The organism is Melioribacter sulfuriphilus (assembly GCF_052656625.1).
This window is the reverse complement of the sequence record NZ_JBQXXK010000011.1, coordinates 39,356-56,062: the sequence shown is the minus strand read 5'-3', so window position 1 is coordinate 56,062 and position 16,707 is coordinate 39,356. Positions and strand designations below refer to the sequence as shown.

Genomic DNA, 16,707 nt, shown 5'->3' with positions numbered 1-16,707 from the left:
CGGCGGGACAGGCTCCATGGAATTGTTGAGCGAAGCGAAATCCCGCTAACAATTAAATGTGATAAAATAGGCGGGAAGATGATGCGTGGCATAAGGTTTAGTGAAGTATAAATTTGTATGAATCGAATCGACGCCTATGGCGGGGAAATTGGATTTAAATTCATCTATCTATTTTGATTTCTTAGCAGATCATTGATTTTTTCCGATATCCCTTCAAGTGCTTTTGTAAATTCTTTAATTCGGGTTTCGAGTTTTTGTATTCTGTAAGATTCATTCGATTCTCTGCCGCCAAGCAGCCAGTTTAAGTCGCAACCGAGCTTCAGAAATTTCATCAATATTCTGGAGCCAGGTTCTCTTTTACCGCTTATATACTGCTGTAATTGCTGCGGAGAAATTTCCATTGCTGCGGCGAGTTTTTTCAACGTTCCAAATTTTCTTCGTGCAAACAAACGTATCCTTTCCCCAATGAATTGATGCTGCTCGTCTTCGTCGAACAAATCAAGTGTATCATCTTCGGTCTCGTCGAAAAATCTTAATTCATATTGATAATTATTAAGAACATCTTTGATTTGAGTATATAACTCGTCGTCAAGTGCAGATGAATCGTGAAGTATATAGTTGAGTGTATTGGTTCGAAGACCTAATTGACTCGCCAGGTTATTAATGCTAATTCCCAGCGTCTTCATCAGATTTAATATTTCTTCTCTTCTGTCCATTCATATGGATCGTTTTGTCTGCAAAATAGTAAAATTTTCAACAATAGTTAATATTTAAATTGCAAGGGGGAACATACTAAATTTGTCACTATCTTGAGATTAATCAAATTTATGAGTCGATATTAATCTTACTCCCATGTTATTTAATCGAATATTAGATTCTTTTGCCTTTGTAGGGTAATGTAATTATATCTACTTTTTTTAAAACGGGTGGAATTAGAAGCTCCAAGAGATGATATTTTTGCGAGATAGTAGAATATTAAAGAGAACCCAGAACGAGATATTATTATATGTTTTCTTTCAGATACTTATTGTGTACAGATCCAGTTAATTAGTCCGGTTATTTTTACGTTCCGTGTCGAAGGAATAATAAATAAAATATTTTTAATGTTATTCTTATTTCGATATTTTAGAAATCATGAAATTACTTTCTTTTACAGAAGACGATAAATATATACTCAAGATAGCCCTTCCGGCGATTGCTGGGCTTTCTACTCAGATGCTTGTTTCGATGGTCGACACAGCTATGGTAGGGCGACTCCCTAACGCCAAATATTATCTGGCAGCTATGGGTATTGGAGTTTTTGCAACGTGGGCTGTAGTCAGTTTCTTCTCGAGTCTTGCCACAGGAACACACGTGATGATTGCCAGGCGATACGGCGAAAAAAATTATGAGGGTTGCGGAAAAGTTCTAAATACTTCGCTTGTGCTCTCTACGATGATTGGTATTTTTATCAGTTCACTCGTAATAATATTTGCAGACACAATTGCAAATTTTTTGGCTGTGGACAACAAAGTGGCTTTTTATGCCGGGGAATATCTTCATTATCGATTTATGGGGATTCCATTTTTCCTGATTACTATTTCTTATAGAGGGTTTTATTTCGGAATAGGCAAAACGAAAATATTTATGTATTCGGGGATTATAGCCAATTTTTTGAATATTATCTTCAACTATATTTTTATATATGGTATGTTTGGAATTAAGGGAATGGGACTGGCTGGCGCAGGGCTTGGCTCAACATTAGCAACCGTGTGCGACGCCTTATTTTATTTTGGCGTTTCAATTTTACCTTCATACAGAAGGTCGTATAAATATTTTAGAAATCTCAGTTTTGTACCACAAATAGCAAAATCGATTATAAAAATTTCGTTGCCTGTTTCTATTCAAAACGTTTTTATACTCGTCGGTTTCTTAAGCTTTATATCGATTACTGGGTTAATTGGTACACTGGAACAGGCTGCAAGCAATGTTGTATTTACGGCACTTCTAATTTCGTTAATGCCGTGTTTTGGATTTGGGATAGCAGTGCAAACTTTGGTAGGGAATAATCTCGGGCGGGGTGATATAGAACGCTCTCGCCATTATGGTTTCGAGACCAGTAAGCTTGCTGCTATTTATACTTTAATTGTGGGTATAATATTTATAACATTTCCAAGAGCAGTTCTAATTCTAACAACAAATGACAGCCATGTAATTGAAACCGCAATACCAGCGCTTCGAATTGCTGGATTCGGTCAGATTTTTTATTCTTTTGGTGTTGTACTTGCAAATGGATTGCAAGCATCAGGTAAAACATTTTTTGTTATGGTTGCTGAGGTAATTTCAAACTGGTTGGTCTTTGTGCCCATTGCATATCTACTTGGAGTTGTATTTAAATTGGGTTTGATAGGTGCGTGGCTTGCTCTACCTTTCTATGTTATCCTGTATGCGGGAATAATTTACATTAAATTTAAGTACGGTAACTGGCAGACTTATAAAAAAGTATGATTGAATATCCAGCTGTGCAATAAAAAAATATCTTTGCCGCTGCTTATTAATACATTATATGTCGGCTACTCTTTTATGATTATTAACACTGATATTTATTTTACTGCTGATTCTTCTGAGGTTAATTAGTTTAGGCTCCATAAAGCTATCAATTTTTTGGGTTCCCCCTTAACAAAATCACCCATAAGATGTTCTTCTTATATGAGAAGCTTTTTTCTGTAATATTAGGTATTACGTGGCAGTTAAATTTTTTTAATAAATCAAGCTATGCTATTGACATAAATAAAATAAATTGATAAACTTTTCGTGGAAAAAAAACTTTATCAATTACCTTTGATAAGGTAATCTATCTGGAGGGTTATATAGTAATTAATTCTTCATATCTGACTATTTCACAAATAAAAAGATTATGCCTGAACTGTGAGAGCACATAAATATTACAATGTGTATGAAGATTCATTTGCAATGTTCTGCGTGAAAATGGTGTGAATATGAGGATTTTACAAGGTTTACTAAATCATAGTTCTGTTAGAACTAAGTTTTTTTAAACTGACACATGAATTTAAGTAGCATTAACAAACAAGTTTTTTAAAAGCTGCAATTTGTGCGTTTCGCTGCATCTAATTAACGATTGTAAAGGGAGTAAATTACAATGGAATCCATAATAATTTTTTTCTTCAATGAATAGTTATTGGGTCATTTTGTTCTTTTATTGCAAAAGGAAAAAAACGTGATTCTTTTGCTTGGTTTGTGTCGGGTTTCGTTTTCAGTTTGATAGCTCTGCTATCTTTAATTGCAGTACCACCACTTAGCAAAGCATGTAGTACCCAAAAATCGGATAGGACTAAATCACACTATGAAATTTCTTTCCATACTAAGAAGTGTCCTGATTGTGTAGAGATAATCAAACTTGAAGCAAAAGTATGCCCCTTTTGTAGACATCGATTTTCTGAGGATGAAATAAATTCTCAACTCGCAATCATTGAAAGAGAATCTCATAGTCAAGAGGAAACAACTAAAAAAATTGGTAAGGCAATTTTAAACGAGAAAGATATTGAATCCTTAAGGAATAAATTTTCCAATTATTCGACAGATAAACTGAAAAAGATGAAAAGACGAGGCAGTGACTCCTGGCGAGCAGAAGCTTTGCAAGCTATCGATGAAATACTTAAAGATCGTGGTTAACTTTCGTAGTTTTTTATATTCATTAAAAGATCAATTATAATGATTGAAGAATAGTTCAAAGCATTAAAAGGTTCTTTCAAGAATCAATTAAAAATAAATACTTGACAATCTTAATCTCTTCCGATATATTTGACAAGAAAATATGAAGACAAAATTTACCATATTGACCCTATTGCTTTCCGCAACCCTGCTCTATGCCCCGACTACCATCCTTGAATTTAAAGCAGAAAGTCAGGATAATAACGTTCTAATTACATGGAAAACTTCAAGCGAAGTCAACCTTAGCCATTTCGAAATCGAACGTAGAACGGTAAGTGGTCAGTTTATGTTCCTTGCCAGAGTTGAACCAGAACCCGACAAGAGTTATGAATATATCGACCAGACCGCATTTAAATCGACTGACGCCGTTTATGCTTATCGTCTGAAAATTGTCGACAAAGATGGTCAAATGGCTTACAGCGCTCCATATAATGTAGTTCATAGAGTATCGAGTGTTAAACGTACGTGGGGCAGTATTAAAGCATTGTTCCGATAAAAGTCCACTATGATTCCTAAAAGTATTCCTATTTACCTTGCCTCAAAATCACCGCGAAGGCGGAAAATTCTTAAGCTTCTTAATATTAATTTCAAGTCGTTCTCAGTCGATGTTAAAGAAAATGTTAAAGACGGTGAACATCCAGTTCAAACGGTAAAAAGATTGGCTCTGGATAAATTCAGAGCTGCCTCAAAAAAAGTAAATGAGGGAATTGTAATTACTGCAGATACAATTGTGGTATTGAATAAAGAGATTCTCGGTAAACCCAGCACAAAGAAGGAAGCATTTGAAACACTTTCGAAATTGAGCGGGAAGACGCACACGGTTTATACAGGTTTTGTCGTGGCGAATTTGTCAAATGGACGTATAATTGTTGATTACGAAAAGACCAGAGTTACGTTTCGAAAATTAAAGCGTAAAGAGATCATTAATTATATTGAAAGTGGTAGCCCTATGGATAAAGCTGGGGCTTATGGCATACAGGACGATTACGGCGCCCTCTTTATTTCTAAAATAAACGGCTGTTATTATAATGTAGTTGGATTACCAATTGCAAAAGTTTATCGGGCAATTCTTGATATTGCTAAATGATGCTTTCATAGAGCTTTACAATTACTATTTTTTTTGATTATTGATCCCTATTCTCATTCAAACCTTGATTTTAGAGAAGTCTGTTATTATTTTACAACACTTAAAAACAGACACAGGAGGATTATATGCATAACGACGAATCAAGAAGTTTTGGAAAAGGAGTTTTGATCGGTCTTTTGGCTGGAGCAGCCATCGGTTCATTGTTGGGATTGTTGTTTGCACCTAAAAGTGGGAAAGAATTAAGAGAAGATATTCGCCTTAAGTCAAAAGATTTGATGGACGACGCAGAATCGTATCTGGCTGTTGCAAAAGATAAGGCAAATCAGTTGATAAATGAAGGTAAGAAAAAGTCCGAAAAATTGGTGGCCGAAGCAAAACAAAAAGTAGACGCGCTTTTAGACGAGGCCGAAAAAGTTTTGACAGACGCTAAAGCCAAAGCCTCCGAAGTTGTTCATAGTGGCATTGAAAAAGTGGAACAAGAAAGCGATAAATTAAAAGCTGCCGTTAAAGCAGGTGTAGATGCTTATCGTTCAGAAAAGAAATCTTAATAGCTAATCATGACTTTAATCGATATTTTATTGAGTGTTTTAATATTAGCGGCAATATCTTTGTGCGTTTTTTTGATTATCTATCTGAGGATAATTACAGAAAATCTCAAAGCCCTTCGTAAAGATATTGAGATGCTGATTGATAAGACTATTCCAGCTGTCGACAATCTAAACGATACCGTCGATAGAGCTAAAAAAATTATCACAGATGTTGAAGACTACTGGATGGAAATTGATTCGTCAATTCAGAGGATCAAGGAAAAAGTAAGTTTATTTAAAACGACAAAAATTCTGAAAGAAGAAGAGAAAGCCGCTAATTTCATATCGAATTTAAGAGCCGTTGTGAAAGGTCTTCGGGCTTTTTGGTCTACACTTACACGAAAATAAATTTCTCGATTGATAAATATTATAAGGAGACTTCATCTTGAAAGAGTATAATCCAGATGCAATCCGAAACATAACACTAATTGGACACGGCGGAAGCGGTAAAACTTCCATCTCCGAATTACTCCTTTTTACATCCGGCGCTATTAATAGAATTGGTAAAATTGAAGAAGGTAATACTGTATCTGACTTTAACCAGAATGAAATTGAAAAACAAATTTCTATCTATGCTACACCACTCCATATTGAGTGGAACAATAAAAAAATTAATTTGATCGATACTCCCGGATTTCCCGATTTTATCGGTCAGGTAATTTCTAGTCTTTATGTTTCCGACGTTGCCGTATCGGTAATTAAAAGTGCCGAAGGCATTGAAGTCGGTACCGAATTGACATGGGAGTACGCAAGAAAATATAATATTCCATCAGCAATAATTGTTAACAAAGTTGATAATGAACACTCCAGGTTCTTTGAAACAATTGAAGTTGCAAAGAAAAGACTTTCGCCAGATGTAAGTGTGGTTGCTTTTCCAGCAAGCGAAGGTCTAAATTTCAATACTGTTGTCGATTTAATTAAAATGAAGCTTGTCATCTACGGCGATGCAGGTTCGAAAAAGGTTACTCTGGAAGATATTCCTGGAAATCTAAAAGAACAGGCAGAAAAACTGAGAGAAGAATTAATCGAAAAAGTTGCAGAATCCGACGAAGATTTGATGAATAAGTTTTTTGAGGAAGGTACATTATCCGAAGAAGATCTTGTAGTTGGAATTAAAAAAGCAATTATAAATGGAACTCTGATTCCCGCCTTCCCTATGGCTGCTACAAAAGGGGTAGGCGCAAATACATTCCTCGATTTTGTTGAAAAGTATTTTCCGTCACCGGCCGATAGAAAACCATTCCAGGCTAAAATGAAAGAGAGCGGTGCCCCGGTTGAAATTAAATGCGACCCGCAAGGCGAAACAGTATTGTTTATCTTTAAATCTCTTTCCGAACAACACGTGGGCGAGCTTTCAATTTTCAAAGTTTATTCAGGTACTGTTACACAAGGTATGGATCTTGTTAATACGCATAAAGAGAAAACAGAAAGAATCGGGCAGCTCTTTATTTTGAACGGTCACAACAGAACTGAAGTAAGTAGCCTTAAAGCTGGTGATATCGGGGCTGTCGTTAAACTGAAAGACAGTCATACAGGTGACACTCTTTGTTCGAAGAATTTCACGGTTGTTCTGCCGGAAATCGAATATCCGGAGCCGGTAATAAGAATGGCGGTTCAACCGAAAGCTAAAGGCGATGAAGATAAAATTTCTGCTGCTTTGCATACGGCACACGAAGAAGAACCGACTTTGATTTCGAAATACGACCCTGAAATTTCGCAGACAATTATTGCCGGACAGGGCGAGCTTCAATTAAATCTTGCTGTAAAATTGTTGAAAGATAGGTATGGTGTTGACGTCGACCTCGTAGAACCGAGAATTCCTTACCGTGAAACAATAAAAGGTGTTTGCAACGACGCTGAATATAAACACAAAAAGCAATCGGGTGGAAGGGGTCAGTATGGTCACGTACACCTTAAACTTGAACCTCTGCCACGAGGAGCGGGATTCGAATTTGTTGACGCTATCGTAGGTGGTGTGGTCCCGGGTAGATTTGTGCCAGCGGTCGAAAAAGGCTTGAAAGAAATTATGTCGAAAGGAATTCTGACAGGAAGCCAGGTGGTTGATGTTAAAGTTACTTTGTTCGACGGCACATATCACACTGTAGACTCCGACGAAGTTTCGTTTAAGATTGCAGCTTCTCAGGCCTTCAAAAAAGGATTTATGGAAGCCAAACCCGTTATTCTCGAACCAATTTATGATGTGGAAGTTAAAATTCCCGAAGAATATATGGGCGACGTTATGGGCGATATCTCGAGCCGACGAGGTAAAATACTTGGAATGGAATCAGAATCTCCATTCCAGATTATAAAAGCAAAAGTTCCACTTGCTGAACTGCATAAATATTCAACCCAATTGCGCAGTCTTACTTCCGGCAGGGGTATGTTCAAGATGAGCTTCTCTCACTACGAAGAAGTGCCAAAAGAAGTGGAAGCTAAGATTATAGAAGAATATCAAAAACATAAAGAAGAAGCGGCTGAATAATAAATCAAAGGTGTTCTCAATTTCACGACCCGTCAATTCGACTTTACCGATTGACGGGTCAATTATTTTTTCCCTCTATATTAAATTTATAGGAGATTTATGGATCGTCTGTGGTCGCCATGGCGTTCGCAATATATCGAGTCGTTCAAGGATAAAAAGAAAGATAATCGATGCATTTTTTGCGAGGCCGTAAATCAAAAAATCGAAGATGAAAAATCCCTGAAAGTTTTTAGCACTGACTTATGCTATGTAATGCTGAATCTGTATCCGTATAATAGTGGACACATAATGGTAATTCCGAACCGACATCTATCGTCTTTCGACGATTTAACCGACGACGAGATGAAAACCATTATGCAGGTAACTAAATTAAGTATGAAAGCTCTCGATTTAGCAATGAAACCGCATGGTTTTAATTTTGGCGCAAATCTTGGTAAAGCTGCTGGTGCAGGTATCGATGAGCATATCCACTTTCACATTGTACCAAGATGGAATGGCGATACAAATTTTATCCCTGTACTCGGTGAAGTAAAAGTAATTTCGCAGGATTTACTCCATACAAAGTCGAATTTAATTGAAGCATATTCTAAACTTAAAACTAATTCGAAATAAGAAATCAAAATGAAAAAAAATATTTTAATTGCACCCAATTCATTCAAAGAATGCGCTAACTCCGTCGAAATTGCTTCGTTATTTCAAACAGCATTTGATAGACTTATTCCTGATGACCTGAAAAAAGTTATTGAGTTTCATTATAAACCAATAAGCGATGGTGGCGACGGCTTTTTGGAAGTTGCACAAAATTATTTTAGCCTGGAATTGCTTCACTTCGAAATTACACTCCCTCATTCTGACGAAAAATTTTTGTGCCCCGTCGGATATTCTCTTCTCGATAAAAAAGTTTATATCGAATCTGCTCAGGTTCTCGGACTTAATTTAGTGCCTGCCGATAAAAGGAATCCTCTTTTACTTACGTCGAAAGGGATGGGCGAGTTAATTGAACAATTGATCGAAAGCAAGAATGATGGTTTCCTTGATGTAGACGAATTGATAATTGGTATTGGTGGAACTGCCACGAACGATATGGGGATTGGCATGATGAATTGCCTGGGACTTGAACTCTACGATATAAATAACAATAAGCTCGAAGCAATACCAGCCAATTTTCTTAAAGTGGAAAGAATTGAGTACAATAAACAAGAATTCCCATTTAAAATTACAATCGTTCACGACGTTAACAATCCGCTTCTGGGCAAAGAAGGTGCAACGATGGTATATGCTCGTCAAAAGGGAGCTGCCGAGAGGGACTTAAATGTCTTAGAAAAAGGTTTTGAAAAAATACTTGAACTACTCAATTGCGAGGAACAGACGAAAGAAAAACTCAATGGCGCTGGTGGAGGTCTGGTTGCAGCTTTTCAATTGTTCTTCGACACTAAATTAAAATCTGCTGAAAATTTTATTTTTGAAGACCTCAATATAGAAGACAAACATTATGATTTAGTTTTAACAGGCGAGGGGAAATTCGATTTCCAGAGTAAATACTCAAAAGGTGCGTATTTAATAATGAATAAATTCAGCGGTGCTGGAATTCCGGTCTACATCGTGTGCGGCGAAGCTGAAGGAGATTTACCAGAAGAAGAAAATATTCATATAATTGAACTGGCGGAATATTTCGAAACTCTTGAAGAGTCGATTGAACAAATTGAGAAGGGGATTTTGATAGCGGCTAAAATTGTATCGAAAGAAATTATGCACCAATTTTCAATTAAAAATTAATACCGGAATTTATGATGGAAAATAAAGATGAAATTTTAGAGCGAGTTTCTGTTAAAGAACTGGATTTGATATTAGGAAAGAAATTCCCGGTTTTAGACGATGGCTTTATTCGAGTGGTTGATTATATGGGTTCGGACGAATCGATTGTACAGGCTGCTCGTGTTTCATATGGAAAGGGTACCAAGAAAGTGAATGAAGATCGGGGTCTAATTCGATATCTTTTAAGAAATCACCACACCACTCCCTTTGAAATGTGTGAAATTAAATTTCACGTGCGCGTTCCGATGGATACATGGCGCCAGTGGATACGACATCGAACTGCGAACGTTAACGAATATTCCACTCGGTATTCAATTGCTATCGATGCTTCTCAAAGAACTGACCCAGATAAATGGAGATATCAGGCAAAAGATAATAAACAGGGAAGCGATGGCTTTCTGAGCCCTGAAATTGGTAAAACTCTCTCGGAAAAAGAAATCCAATTTCAGAATTATGCACGTGAAATTTATAAAGAAAGATTAGAAGCAGGAGTGGCAAGAGAACAGGCCCGTAAAGATTTGCCTCTTTCTACATACACCGAAGCATACTGGAAAATTGACCTTCACAACCTTTTACGCTTCATATCTTTAAGAATGGATTCGCACGCACAATACGAGATCCGTCAATATGCCGAGGTTATCGGGAAGGAAATTGTAGCCCGATGGTGCCCAATAACGTGGGAAGCGTTTATGGATTATATCTATAACAGTATTAATTTTTCAGCACTTGAATTAAACATTCTGAAAGCCATCAATTCAGGCGATAAGGATGAAGTCTTACGCCTGGCCGAAGAATACGGCTGGCTTAAAAAAATCGAGAACCGTCTTGCAAGGAATAGAGAAAGAATCGAATTCGAAGAAAAACTGAATTTGCTTGGTATCCAAATACCGTGGGCATGAATTTTATTTTTCATGAAAATTATTATTATAACTGCAAAATCGAGAAATAATATAATTGGCAATAAAGGTAAATTACCCTGGCATTCTTCAGAGGAGTTAAACCACTTTAAAAACATTACTTATGGACATCCCGTTGTAATGGGACGCAAAACGTGGGAATCGCTTACAAAGCCACTCGAGAACAGACTCAATATTGTGTTAACTCGTAATAAGGAATATAAAATTAATATAGTTAATACGGTTGTGTTAAATAATGTAGATGAAGTTTTGGAGTACTGCAATAGTTACGAGAAAATTTATATTATAGGCGGCAGGCAAGTTTATGAAGCATTTATCGATATTGCTTGCGAAATGTACATATCGGAGATGAAATTTGATGTTGAAGGGGATACTCAATTCCCACCTTTTCATCCGGAAGAATGGACGACGACAAAAAAAGAGTTTAACGATTTCCTACTTTATCATTATATTAGAATTAATTAAAGTGAAGATCGAATGGGAAATAAATCTAAAAAAATAAAGATATTGCCGGAAAATATTGCCAATAAAATTGCTGCCGGCGAAGTTGTAAACAGACCCGAATCTGTTGTTAAAGAACTGCTCGAAAATTCGATAGATGCAGGTGCCAATGAAATTGAGGTAATTATTAAAAATGCGGGAAAATCACTCATTCAGGTTATCGACAACGGCGATGGGATGAGTCAAGAAGATGCTGAGCTTTGTGCACAGCGTCATGCTACCAGCAAAATTAGTACTATCGACGACCTCGAAAAAATTACAACTTATGGTTTCCGTGGCGAAGCCCTTGCTTCAATTGCTGCTGTTAGCCAGCTCGAAATAAAAACCAGACGTGAAGAAGACCAGCTTGCAACTTATATAAGATTTACAGATTCCAGCGAAATGCTGGTCGAAAAAATTGCATTTCAAAAAGGTACGTCGGTTACAGTTAAAAATCTTTTTTACAATGTACCTGCCCGAAGAAATTTTTTAAAATCGAATGCTACTGAATTGAAACATATCATAGAGGCCTTTAAACGCATTTCGTTAAGTCATCCAGAAATTTCATTCAAGTTTTATAACGATGATGACCTGTTGTTTGATTTTCCAAAAGGGAATTTGATAGACAGAATGAGAGCTGTTTTTGCAGACAATATCGACGAGGCACTGCTCGAAGTCGAAGAAATTACAGATTATATCGGTCTTACTGGCTATGTTACAAAACCGAATTATCTCAGAAAGAGCAAAGGCGAACAATACTTTTTCTTGAATAAGCGTTACGTGATTAATAAGACAATTAATCATGCAGTCTTTTCGGCATTCGAAAATATACTCGAAAAAGGAGACTATCCTTTCTTTGTACTTTTTATGGAAATCGATCCGAAAAAAGTTGATGTGAATGTTCACCCTTCCAAACTCGAAGTGAAATTTGACGACGAAAAAGAAATTTATGCGTTCGTTCATGCGGTTATTAGAAAAACAATCGGTAGTTATGACCTTGTGCCTCAGGTTACTTTAGATAACACCGGGACTTTAGAACAAAGGTTAAGACCTCAGAATTTTAGAAATATTGCAAGATACGATTTTACTGATCGACCGGCAGTTGAGAGGGAATCAAAAAAATATAGCGAAGAAGACTTAAAGCGGCTCTTTCATATGGACGACGAGATTAATGCTGCCGCTGCCCCCGAATCGATACCTCATCCGTTTGAAAATAGACCCCAGCAAAAGGAGATAACCCACAGATTCGAATCAACTCAGGAAAGGGAAAGCGAAACCCCCTTTATAGTATTGCTTCACAACAAATATATTCTTTCTCAGATTAAAAGCGGACTTATGATTATCGATGCGCATGTGGCGCACGAAAGGATCCTTTACGAACAGGCATTAAATTCATTTAACGCAAATATCCCATTTTCACAACATCTCCTTTTTCCACAGGTAGTTGATATGGATCCGGCGGATTATGAACTAACTAAAGAACTTGAACCTTATCTATCAAATCTTGGATTTACACTCAAATTCAAGCCAAAATATCGTGTAGAAATAATCGGCATCCCTTCGGATCTTAAAGCTGAACACGAAGTCGATACACTCCTCGAAATTCTTCACGAATACAGAAAAAATCAGCAGGAGAAAATACTCGACGTTAAAGACAATCTTGCAAAATCATATTCCTGTAAGGCAGCTATAAAGGCAGGCGATAAACTCGATGAAAAAGAGATGCGCATCTTGGTCGATAAACTTTTTGCAACTTCAATGCCGTATGTCTGTCCACACGGCAGACCGATAATAATTAAAATACCGATCGAAGAATTCGATAAACGTTTCGGCAGAACCTAACAAAAAAAGAAAGGATTTCGATGGAATCCGAATACAAAAAAGCAAAAGAAAGATATCTTGACCGGTTATCCGAATCGGTGACCGTGCCTCGAAGATATTCAACCGTATCCGACCTTCCCATAAAGGAATGTTACTTTCCCGACGATATCGAAGGGAAAGATTATTTGTCGGATATCGGTTTTCCGGGTGAGTATCCCTTTACTCGCGGAATTCATACTACAGGATACAGGGGTAAAATCTGGACAATGCGCCAGTTTGCTGGTTTCGGTACGCCCGAAGATACAAATCAACGTTTTAAGTATCTCCTCGATAAAGGTCAAACGGGCTTGTCAGTTGCATTCGATCTCCCCACTTTGATGGGGTGGGATGCAGATGCTGAAATGAGCAGGGGAGAAGTCGGAATTTGTGGCGTCTCTGTATCATCTCTCCTCGATATGGAAATCCTATTCAAAGATATTCCACTCGACAAAGTTTCGACTTCGATGACTATTAACTCGCCCGCTGCAATGATATTTGCATTTTATCTTGCAGTTGCAAAAAAGCAGGGATTGAGATTCGACTCGCTCAGCGGCACGCTTCAAAACGATATATTGAAAGAATTCATTGCTCAAAAGGAATTTATCTTTCCGCCGCGGCCATCGATGCGAATAATTGTCGATATGATCGAATATTGTAGCAAAGAAACACCGAAATGGAATCCGATTTCAATAAGCGGATATCATATACGAGAAGCCGGCTCAACCGCTGTTCAGGAATTGGCTTTCACTTTAGCAGATGGCTTTGCTTATATCGAAGCTTGCCTTGAACGGGGTATGGATATCGATTCGTTCGCTCCAAGACTTTCGTTTTTCTTTAATTCTCACCTCGACTTTTTTGAAGAGATTGCCAAATTTAGAGCTGCTCGTAGAATTTATGCACGACGTATGAAAGAAGTCTATAAAGCCAAAAATCCACGCTCTTGGTGGTTGCGATTCCATTCTCAAACTGCTGGCTGTACATTAACGGCACAACAGCCAGAAAATAATATCGTCCGAACAGCATATCAGGCGCTTGCTGCAGTACTCGGAGGCACGCAGTCACTCCATACAAATTCGATGGATGAGACTTTAGCACTCCCATCTGAAAAAGCTGTGAAAATTGCCCTGAGAACTCAGCAAATGCTCGCCTACGAAACCGGGGTAATTAATACAGTTGATCCATTGGGTGGCAGTTATTTCATCGAAAAACTTACAGATGAAATGGAAGCCGGCGCCGAAAAAATTTTTCAAGAAATTGACGCACTCGGTGGAGTTATTCCAGCCATCGAAGCTGGGTATTTCCAGAAAGAAATTGCCAATTCCGCTTATCGGTATCAGCTTCAACTCGAGAGTAAAGAAAAAATAATTGTAGGCGTAAATGAATTTGTCGATCCCGATGAGAGTATCGATATTCCGATACTCAAAATTCCACCTGAAGTAGAAATTGAGCAAAGGAAACGACTGGCAGAATTGAGAAACAGCAGAAATCAAAACGATGTCAATAAAGCGCTCGAAAATATTGGTAACGCAGCTAAAGACGGGAGGAACCTTATGCCACCGTTAATCGAAGCAGCCGAAAAATATGTTACACTCGGCGAAATGGTCGCTGAACTTAAAAAATATTTCGGTACTTATACTGACGTACCTGTATTTTAACTATGGATAAATTTGTACAATACTTAAGACTGGTTCGGGTCAAAAGCTGGATTAAAAATCTGTTTGTATTTGTCCCGTTAATTTTTTCGAAAAGTTTACTCGACCCGAACAGCTTATTGCTAGCGCTTATGGCATTTTTCTCTTTTTCACTGGCTTCAGGATTTGTTTATATCATAAACGACATTTTCGATGTCGAATATGACCGCTCACATCCCGTAAAAAAAGACAGACCAATTGCCTGCGGGAAAATCTCTATAAAAGAATCACTTTTTATAGCAGCTACAATTTTAATCCTGTTGATTTTTATTTTATCCACTTCTAATACTCAATTTATTTTTATCCTTGCAACCTATATTATCATAAATTTTTTATATACACTCTACCTTAAAAACATGGTTATACTGGATGTGATGATAATAGCATTTGGATTTTTATTGAGAGTGGCTGGTGGTGCTGTAATAATCAACGTTGAATTGTCTGGATGGCTGATACTTGCTACCGTATTCATATCGCTCTTCCTGGCGGTTATAAAGCGAAGGGTTGAATATTCTACTTATGAAAAAATAGAATTAAAGAGGAAAGTTCTGGCCGATTATTCGATGGAACTCTTCAATATACTGATAGCAATAACCGGCGGAGGAATAATTATTTCTTACTCCCTCTACTCAATTTCAGAACATACATTACGAGAATTCGACACAAAAGCTCTCGTGTATACAGTATTATTCGTTATCTATGGAGTTTTCCGATATCTCTATCTGGCAATAAAACAAAACCGAGGAGAAGACCCAGCCGAACTTGTATTGTCTGATATTCCGACTATTTTGAACGCAATTTTGTATATTTTATGTGTAATAGTGATAATTTATGGTTAATCTATGGTAAATGATTTACTGATTTTGATTTTATTATTAATTGCAAGTGCTTTTTTTTCTTCGGCTGAGATTGCATATATCGTCGCTAATAAAATTAAGCTTGAAATACGGGCTAGGAAAGGAAATTATTATGCAAAAACGGCATTTTATTTTGTTCAGAAACCTGCAGCATTTTTTTCTACTATCTTAATTTCCGACAACATTGTTAATATTTCCTTTGCTTCGATTTCATCTTATTTCTTGTTGAATTACTTTGGTTACAATGAATTCCAAATATTGATAATATCTACTTTGTTCTTGTTACTCTTTGGTGAATTAATTCCCAAATATATCGGTAGGGAAGTGGCAGACGCGCTGACGCTTATGTCCTCAGTGCCAATAAGAATTTTGTCAATTTTGTTTTCTCCTTTCATTGCAGCTACTTCCAGAATATCTTCAATTGTTGAACGAATTGATGCAAGAGAGGAAGAAGATGCAGTTAATGAAATTGACAGAGACGATATCCAGAATTTAATTGTTGAAAGCAGTCAAGCACAAAAAATAGACGAAGAACAGTCCGATATAATCAATAAAATAATCGAAATCCGTGACCAGAAAGTTTACGAAGCCATGACTCCACGAACGGATATCGTGGGAGTCGATATCAATTCTTCAACTGACGAAGTGCTCGAGACATTTATCGAATCGGGTTATTCAAAATTGATTGTTTATGAAGAAAACCTCGATAACATAAAAGGAATGGTGCTCGTTAAAGATTTTTTAAAAATGCCAGAAGAATTGAAGTCTGTATTGCGTGATGTGACATTTGTACCCGAATCAAAAAAAAGTCTTGAAATGCTGAATGAATTTTTAAGCAAACAATTTTCACTTGCTGTGGTTGTCGATGAATTCGGTGGCACGGCCGGAATAATTACTGTTGAGGATTTGATAGAAGAACTTTTTGGAGAAATTAGAGACGAATACGACGTCGACGAAATTATTGCCAGAAAAATCGGGGAGCAAACTTATATCCTGAGCGGGAAAGTCGAAATAGACTACTTAAACGAGGAATTTAATTTGAATATCGAAGAAGGTGATTACGAAACCCTCGCGGGTTATATAACTACAAAACTTGGTCGCATTCCTCGCAAAGATGAATCGTTTAACATCGACAATTTTTCAATCCAGATTCTTAAATCGGATAAAAAGAAAATCGACCTGGTTAAACTTTATGTGAAAGATTCTAATTGATTGAATAA

General features: G+C 37.1%; 16 protein-coding genes. 15 read left to right on the top strand and 1 reads right to left on the bottom strand.

What is annotated here, in order from left to right; translation table 11 throughout:
* Positions 1–164: 164 nt before the first annotated feature.
* Positions 165–716 (bottom strand): helix-turn-helix domain-containing protein, encoded by a 552-nt coding sequence (locus ACUN8G_RS13765; RefSeq protein ID WP_437347301.1) that lies wholly within the window; start codon positions 714–716, stop codon positions 165–167.
* A gap of 418 nt (positions 717–1,134) precedes the next feature.
* On the opposite strand from ACUN8G_RS13765, the gene ACUN8G_RS13760 reads away from it, so the two are divergent.
* From ACUN8G_RS13760 to ACUN8G_RS13690, 15 genes are all read left to right on the top strand, one after another.
* The gene (locus tag ACUN8G_RS13760; protein ID WP_437347302.1) at positions 1,135–2,487 is read left to right on the top strand and encodes an MATE family efflux transporter; all 1,353 of its coding nucleotides are present in this window, start codon (positions 1,135–1,137) and stop codon (positions 2,485–2,487) included.
* A gap of 750 nt (positions 2,488–3,237) precedes the next feature.
* Positions 3,238–3,672 (top strand): zinc ribbon domain-containing protein, encoded by a 435-nt coding sequence (locus ACUN8G_RS13755; RefSeq protein ID WP_437347303.1) that lies wholly within the window; start codon positions 3,238–3,240, stop codon positions 3,670–3,672.
* Positions 3,673–3,814: 142 nt separating this feature from the next.
* Positions 3,815–4,207, top strand: coding sequence for a hypothetical protein (locus ACUN8G_RS13750; protein WP_437347304.1), 393 nt, complete (start codon positions 3,815–3,817; stop codon positions 4,205–4,207).
* A gap of 9 nt (positions 4,208–4,216) precedes the next feature.
* Entirely contained in the window at positions 4,217–4,798 is a 582-nt protein-coding gene (locus tag ACUN8G_RS13745) for a Maf family protein (RefSeq protein WP_437347305.1), read from the top strand.
* Positions 4,799–4,923: 125 nt separating this feature from the next.
* On the top strand, positions 4,924–5,346 hold the full coding sequence (locus tag ACUN8G_RS13740) for a YtxH domain-containing protein (protein WP_437347306.1): 423 nt from the start codon (positions 4,924–4,926) through the stop codon (positions 5,344–5,346).
* Between the two features lie 72 nt (positions 5,347–5,418).
* On the top strand, positions 5,419–5,733 hold the full coding sequence (locus tag ACUN8G_RS13735; RefSeq protein ID WP_445480954.1) for a hypothetical protein: 315 nt from the start codon (positions 5,419–5,421) through the stop codon (positions 5,731–5,733).
* Between the two features lie 37 nt (positions 5,734–5,770).
* Positions 5,771–7,867, top strand: coding sequence for an elongation factor G (gene fusA, locus ACUN8G_RS13730; RefSeq protein ID WP_437347308.1), 2,097 nt, complete (start codon positions 5,771–5,773; stop codon positions 7,865–7,867).
* 99 nt (positions 7,868–7,966) lie between these two features.
* Positions 7,967–8,479: an HIT family protein gene (locus ACUN8G_RS13725; protein ID WP_437347309.1), complete on the top strand. Its 513-nt coding sequence runs from the start codon at positions 7,967–7,969 to the stop codon at positions 8,477–8,479.
* 9 nt (positions 8,480–8,488) lie between these two features.
* Positions 8,489–9,643 carry a glycerate kinase family protein gene (locus ACUN8G_RS13720; RefSeq protein ID WP_437347310.1) on the top strand — a complete coding sequence of 385 codons (1,155 nt, stop codon included), beginning with the start codon at positions 8,489–8,491 and terminating at the stop codon, positions 9,641–9,643.
* An 11-nt stretch (positions 9,644–9,654) separates the two neighbouring features.
* The gene (gene thyX, locus ACUN8G_RS13715) at positions 9,655–10,581 is read left to right on the top strand and encodes an FAD-dependent thymidylate synthase (RefSeq protein WP_437347311.1); all 927 of its coding nucleotides are present in this window, start codon (positions 9,655–9,657) and stop codon (positions 10,579–10,581) included.
* A gap of 12 nt (positions 10,582–10,593) precedes the next feature.
* Positions 10,594–11,064, top strand: coding sequence for a dihydrofolate reductase (locus tag ACUN8G_RS13710; RefSeq protein ID WP_437347312.1), 471 nt, complete (start codon positions 10,594–10,596; stop codon positions 11,062–11,064).
* A gap of 12 nt (positions 11,065–11,076) precedes the next feature.
* On the top strand, positions 11,077–12,921 hold the full coding sequence (gene mutL, locus ACUN8G_RS13705; RefSeq protein ID WP_437347313.1) for a DNA mismatch repair endonuclease MutL: 1,845 nt from the start codon (positions 11,077–11,079) through the stop codon (positions 12,919–12,921).
* Between the two features lie 20 nt (positions 12,922–12,941).
* Positions 12,942–14,594 carry an acyl-CoA mutase large subunit family protein gene (locus ACUN8G_RS13700; RefSeq protein WP_437347314.1) on the top strand — a complete coding sequence of 551 codons (1,653 nt, stop codon included), beginning with the start codon at positions 12,942–12,944 and terminating at the stop codon, positions 14,592–14,594.
* Between the two features lie 2 nt (positions 14,595–14,596).
* Positions 14,597–15,469 carry a decaprenyl-phosphate phosphoribosyltransferase gene (locus ACUN8G_RS13695; protein WP_437347315.1) on the top strand — a complete coding sequence of 291 codons (873 nt, stop codon included), beginning with the start codon at positions 14,597–14,599 and terminating at the stop codon, positions 15,467–15,469.
* A 3-nt stretch (positions 15,470–15,472) separates the two neighbouring features.
* Positions 15,473–16,699 (top strand): hemolysin family protein, encoded by a 1,227-nt coding sequence (locus ACUN8G_RS13690; protein ID WP_437347316.1) that lies wholly within the window; start codon positions 15,473–15,475, stop codon positions 16,697–16,699.
* Positions 16,700–16,707 lie beyond the last annotated feature (8 nt).

Excerpts from the sequence above, each read along its gene's own strand:
- ACUN8G_RS13765 (WP_437347301.1), bottom strand. The coding sequence starts at position 716 with ATGGACAGAAGAGAAGAAATATTAAATCTGATGAAGACGCTGGGAATT.
- ACUN8G_RS13720 (WP_437347310.1), top strand. The coding sequence starts at position 8,489 with ATGAAAAAAAATATTTTAATTGCACCCAATTCATTCAAAGAATGCGCT.
- ACUN8G_RS13700 (WP_437347314.1), top strand. The coding sequence starts at position 12,942 with ATGGAATCCGAATACAAAAAAGCAAAAGAAAGATATCTTGACCGGTTA.
- ACUN8G_RS13690 (WP_437347316.1), top strand. The coding sequence starts at position 15,473 with ATGGTAAATGATTTACTGATTTTGATTTTATTATTAATTGCAAGTGCT.
- ACUN8G_RS13740 (WP_437347306.1), top strand. The coding sequence starts at position 4,924 with ATGCATAACGACGAATCAAGAAGTTTTGGAAAAGGAGTTTTGATCGGT.
- ACUN8G_RS13745 (WP_437347305.1), top strand. The coding sequence starts at position 4,217 with ATGATTCCTAAAAGTATTCCTATTTACCTTGCCTCAAAATCACCGCGA.
- ACUN8G_RS13725 (WP_437347309.1), top strand. The coding sequence starts at position 7,967 with ATGGATCGTCTGTGGTCGCCATGGCGTTCGCAATATATCGAGTCGTTC.
- mutL (WP_437347313.1), top strand. The coding sequence starts at position 11,077 with ATGGGAAATAAATCTAAAAAAATAAAGATATTGCCGGAAAATATTGCC.
- ACUN8G_RS13695 (WP_437347315.1), top strand. The coding sequence starts at position 14,597 with ATGGATAAATTTGTACAATACTTAAGACTGGTTCGGGTCAAAAGCTGG.
- ACUN8G_RS13710 (WP_437347312.1), top strand. The coding sequence starts at position 10,594 with ATGAAAATTATTATTATAACTGCAAAATCGAGAAATAATATAATTGGC.
- ACUN8G_RS13760 (WP_437347302.1), top strand. The coding sequence starts at position 1,135 with ATGAAATTACTTTCTTTTACAGAAGACGATAAATATATACTCAAGATA.
- ACUN8G_RS13750 (WP_437347304.1), top strand. The coding sequence starts at position 3,815 with ATGAAGACAAAATTTACCATATTGACCCTATTGCTTTCCGCAACCCTG.
- thyX (WP_437347311.1), top strand. The coding sequence starts at position 9,655 with ATGATGGAAAATAAAGATGAAATTTTAGAGCGAGTTTCTGTTAAAGAA.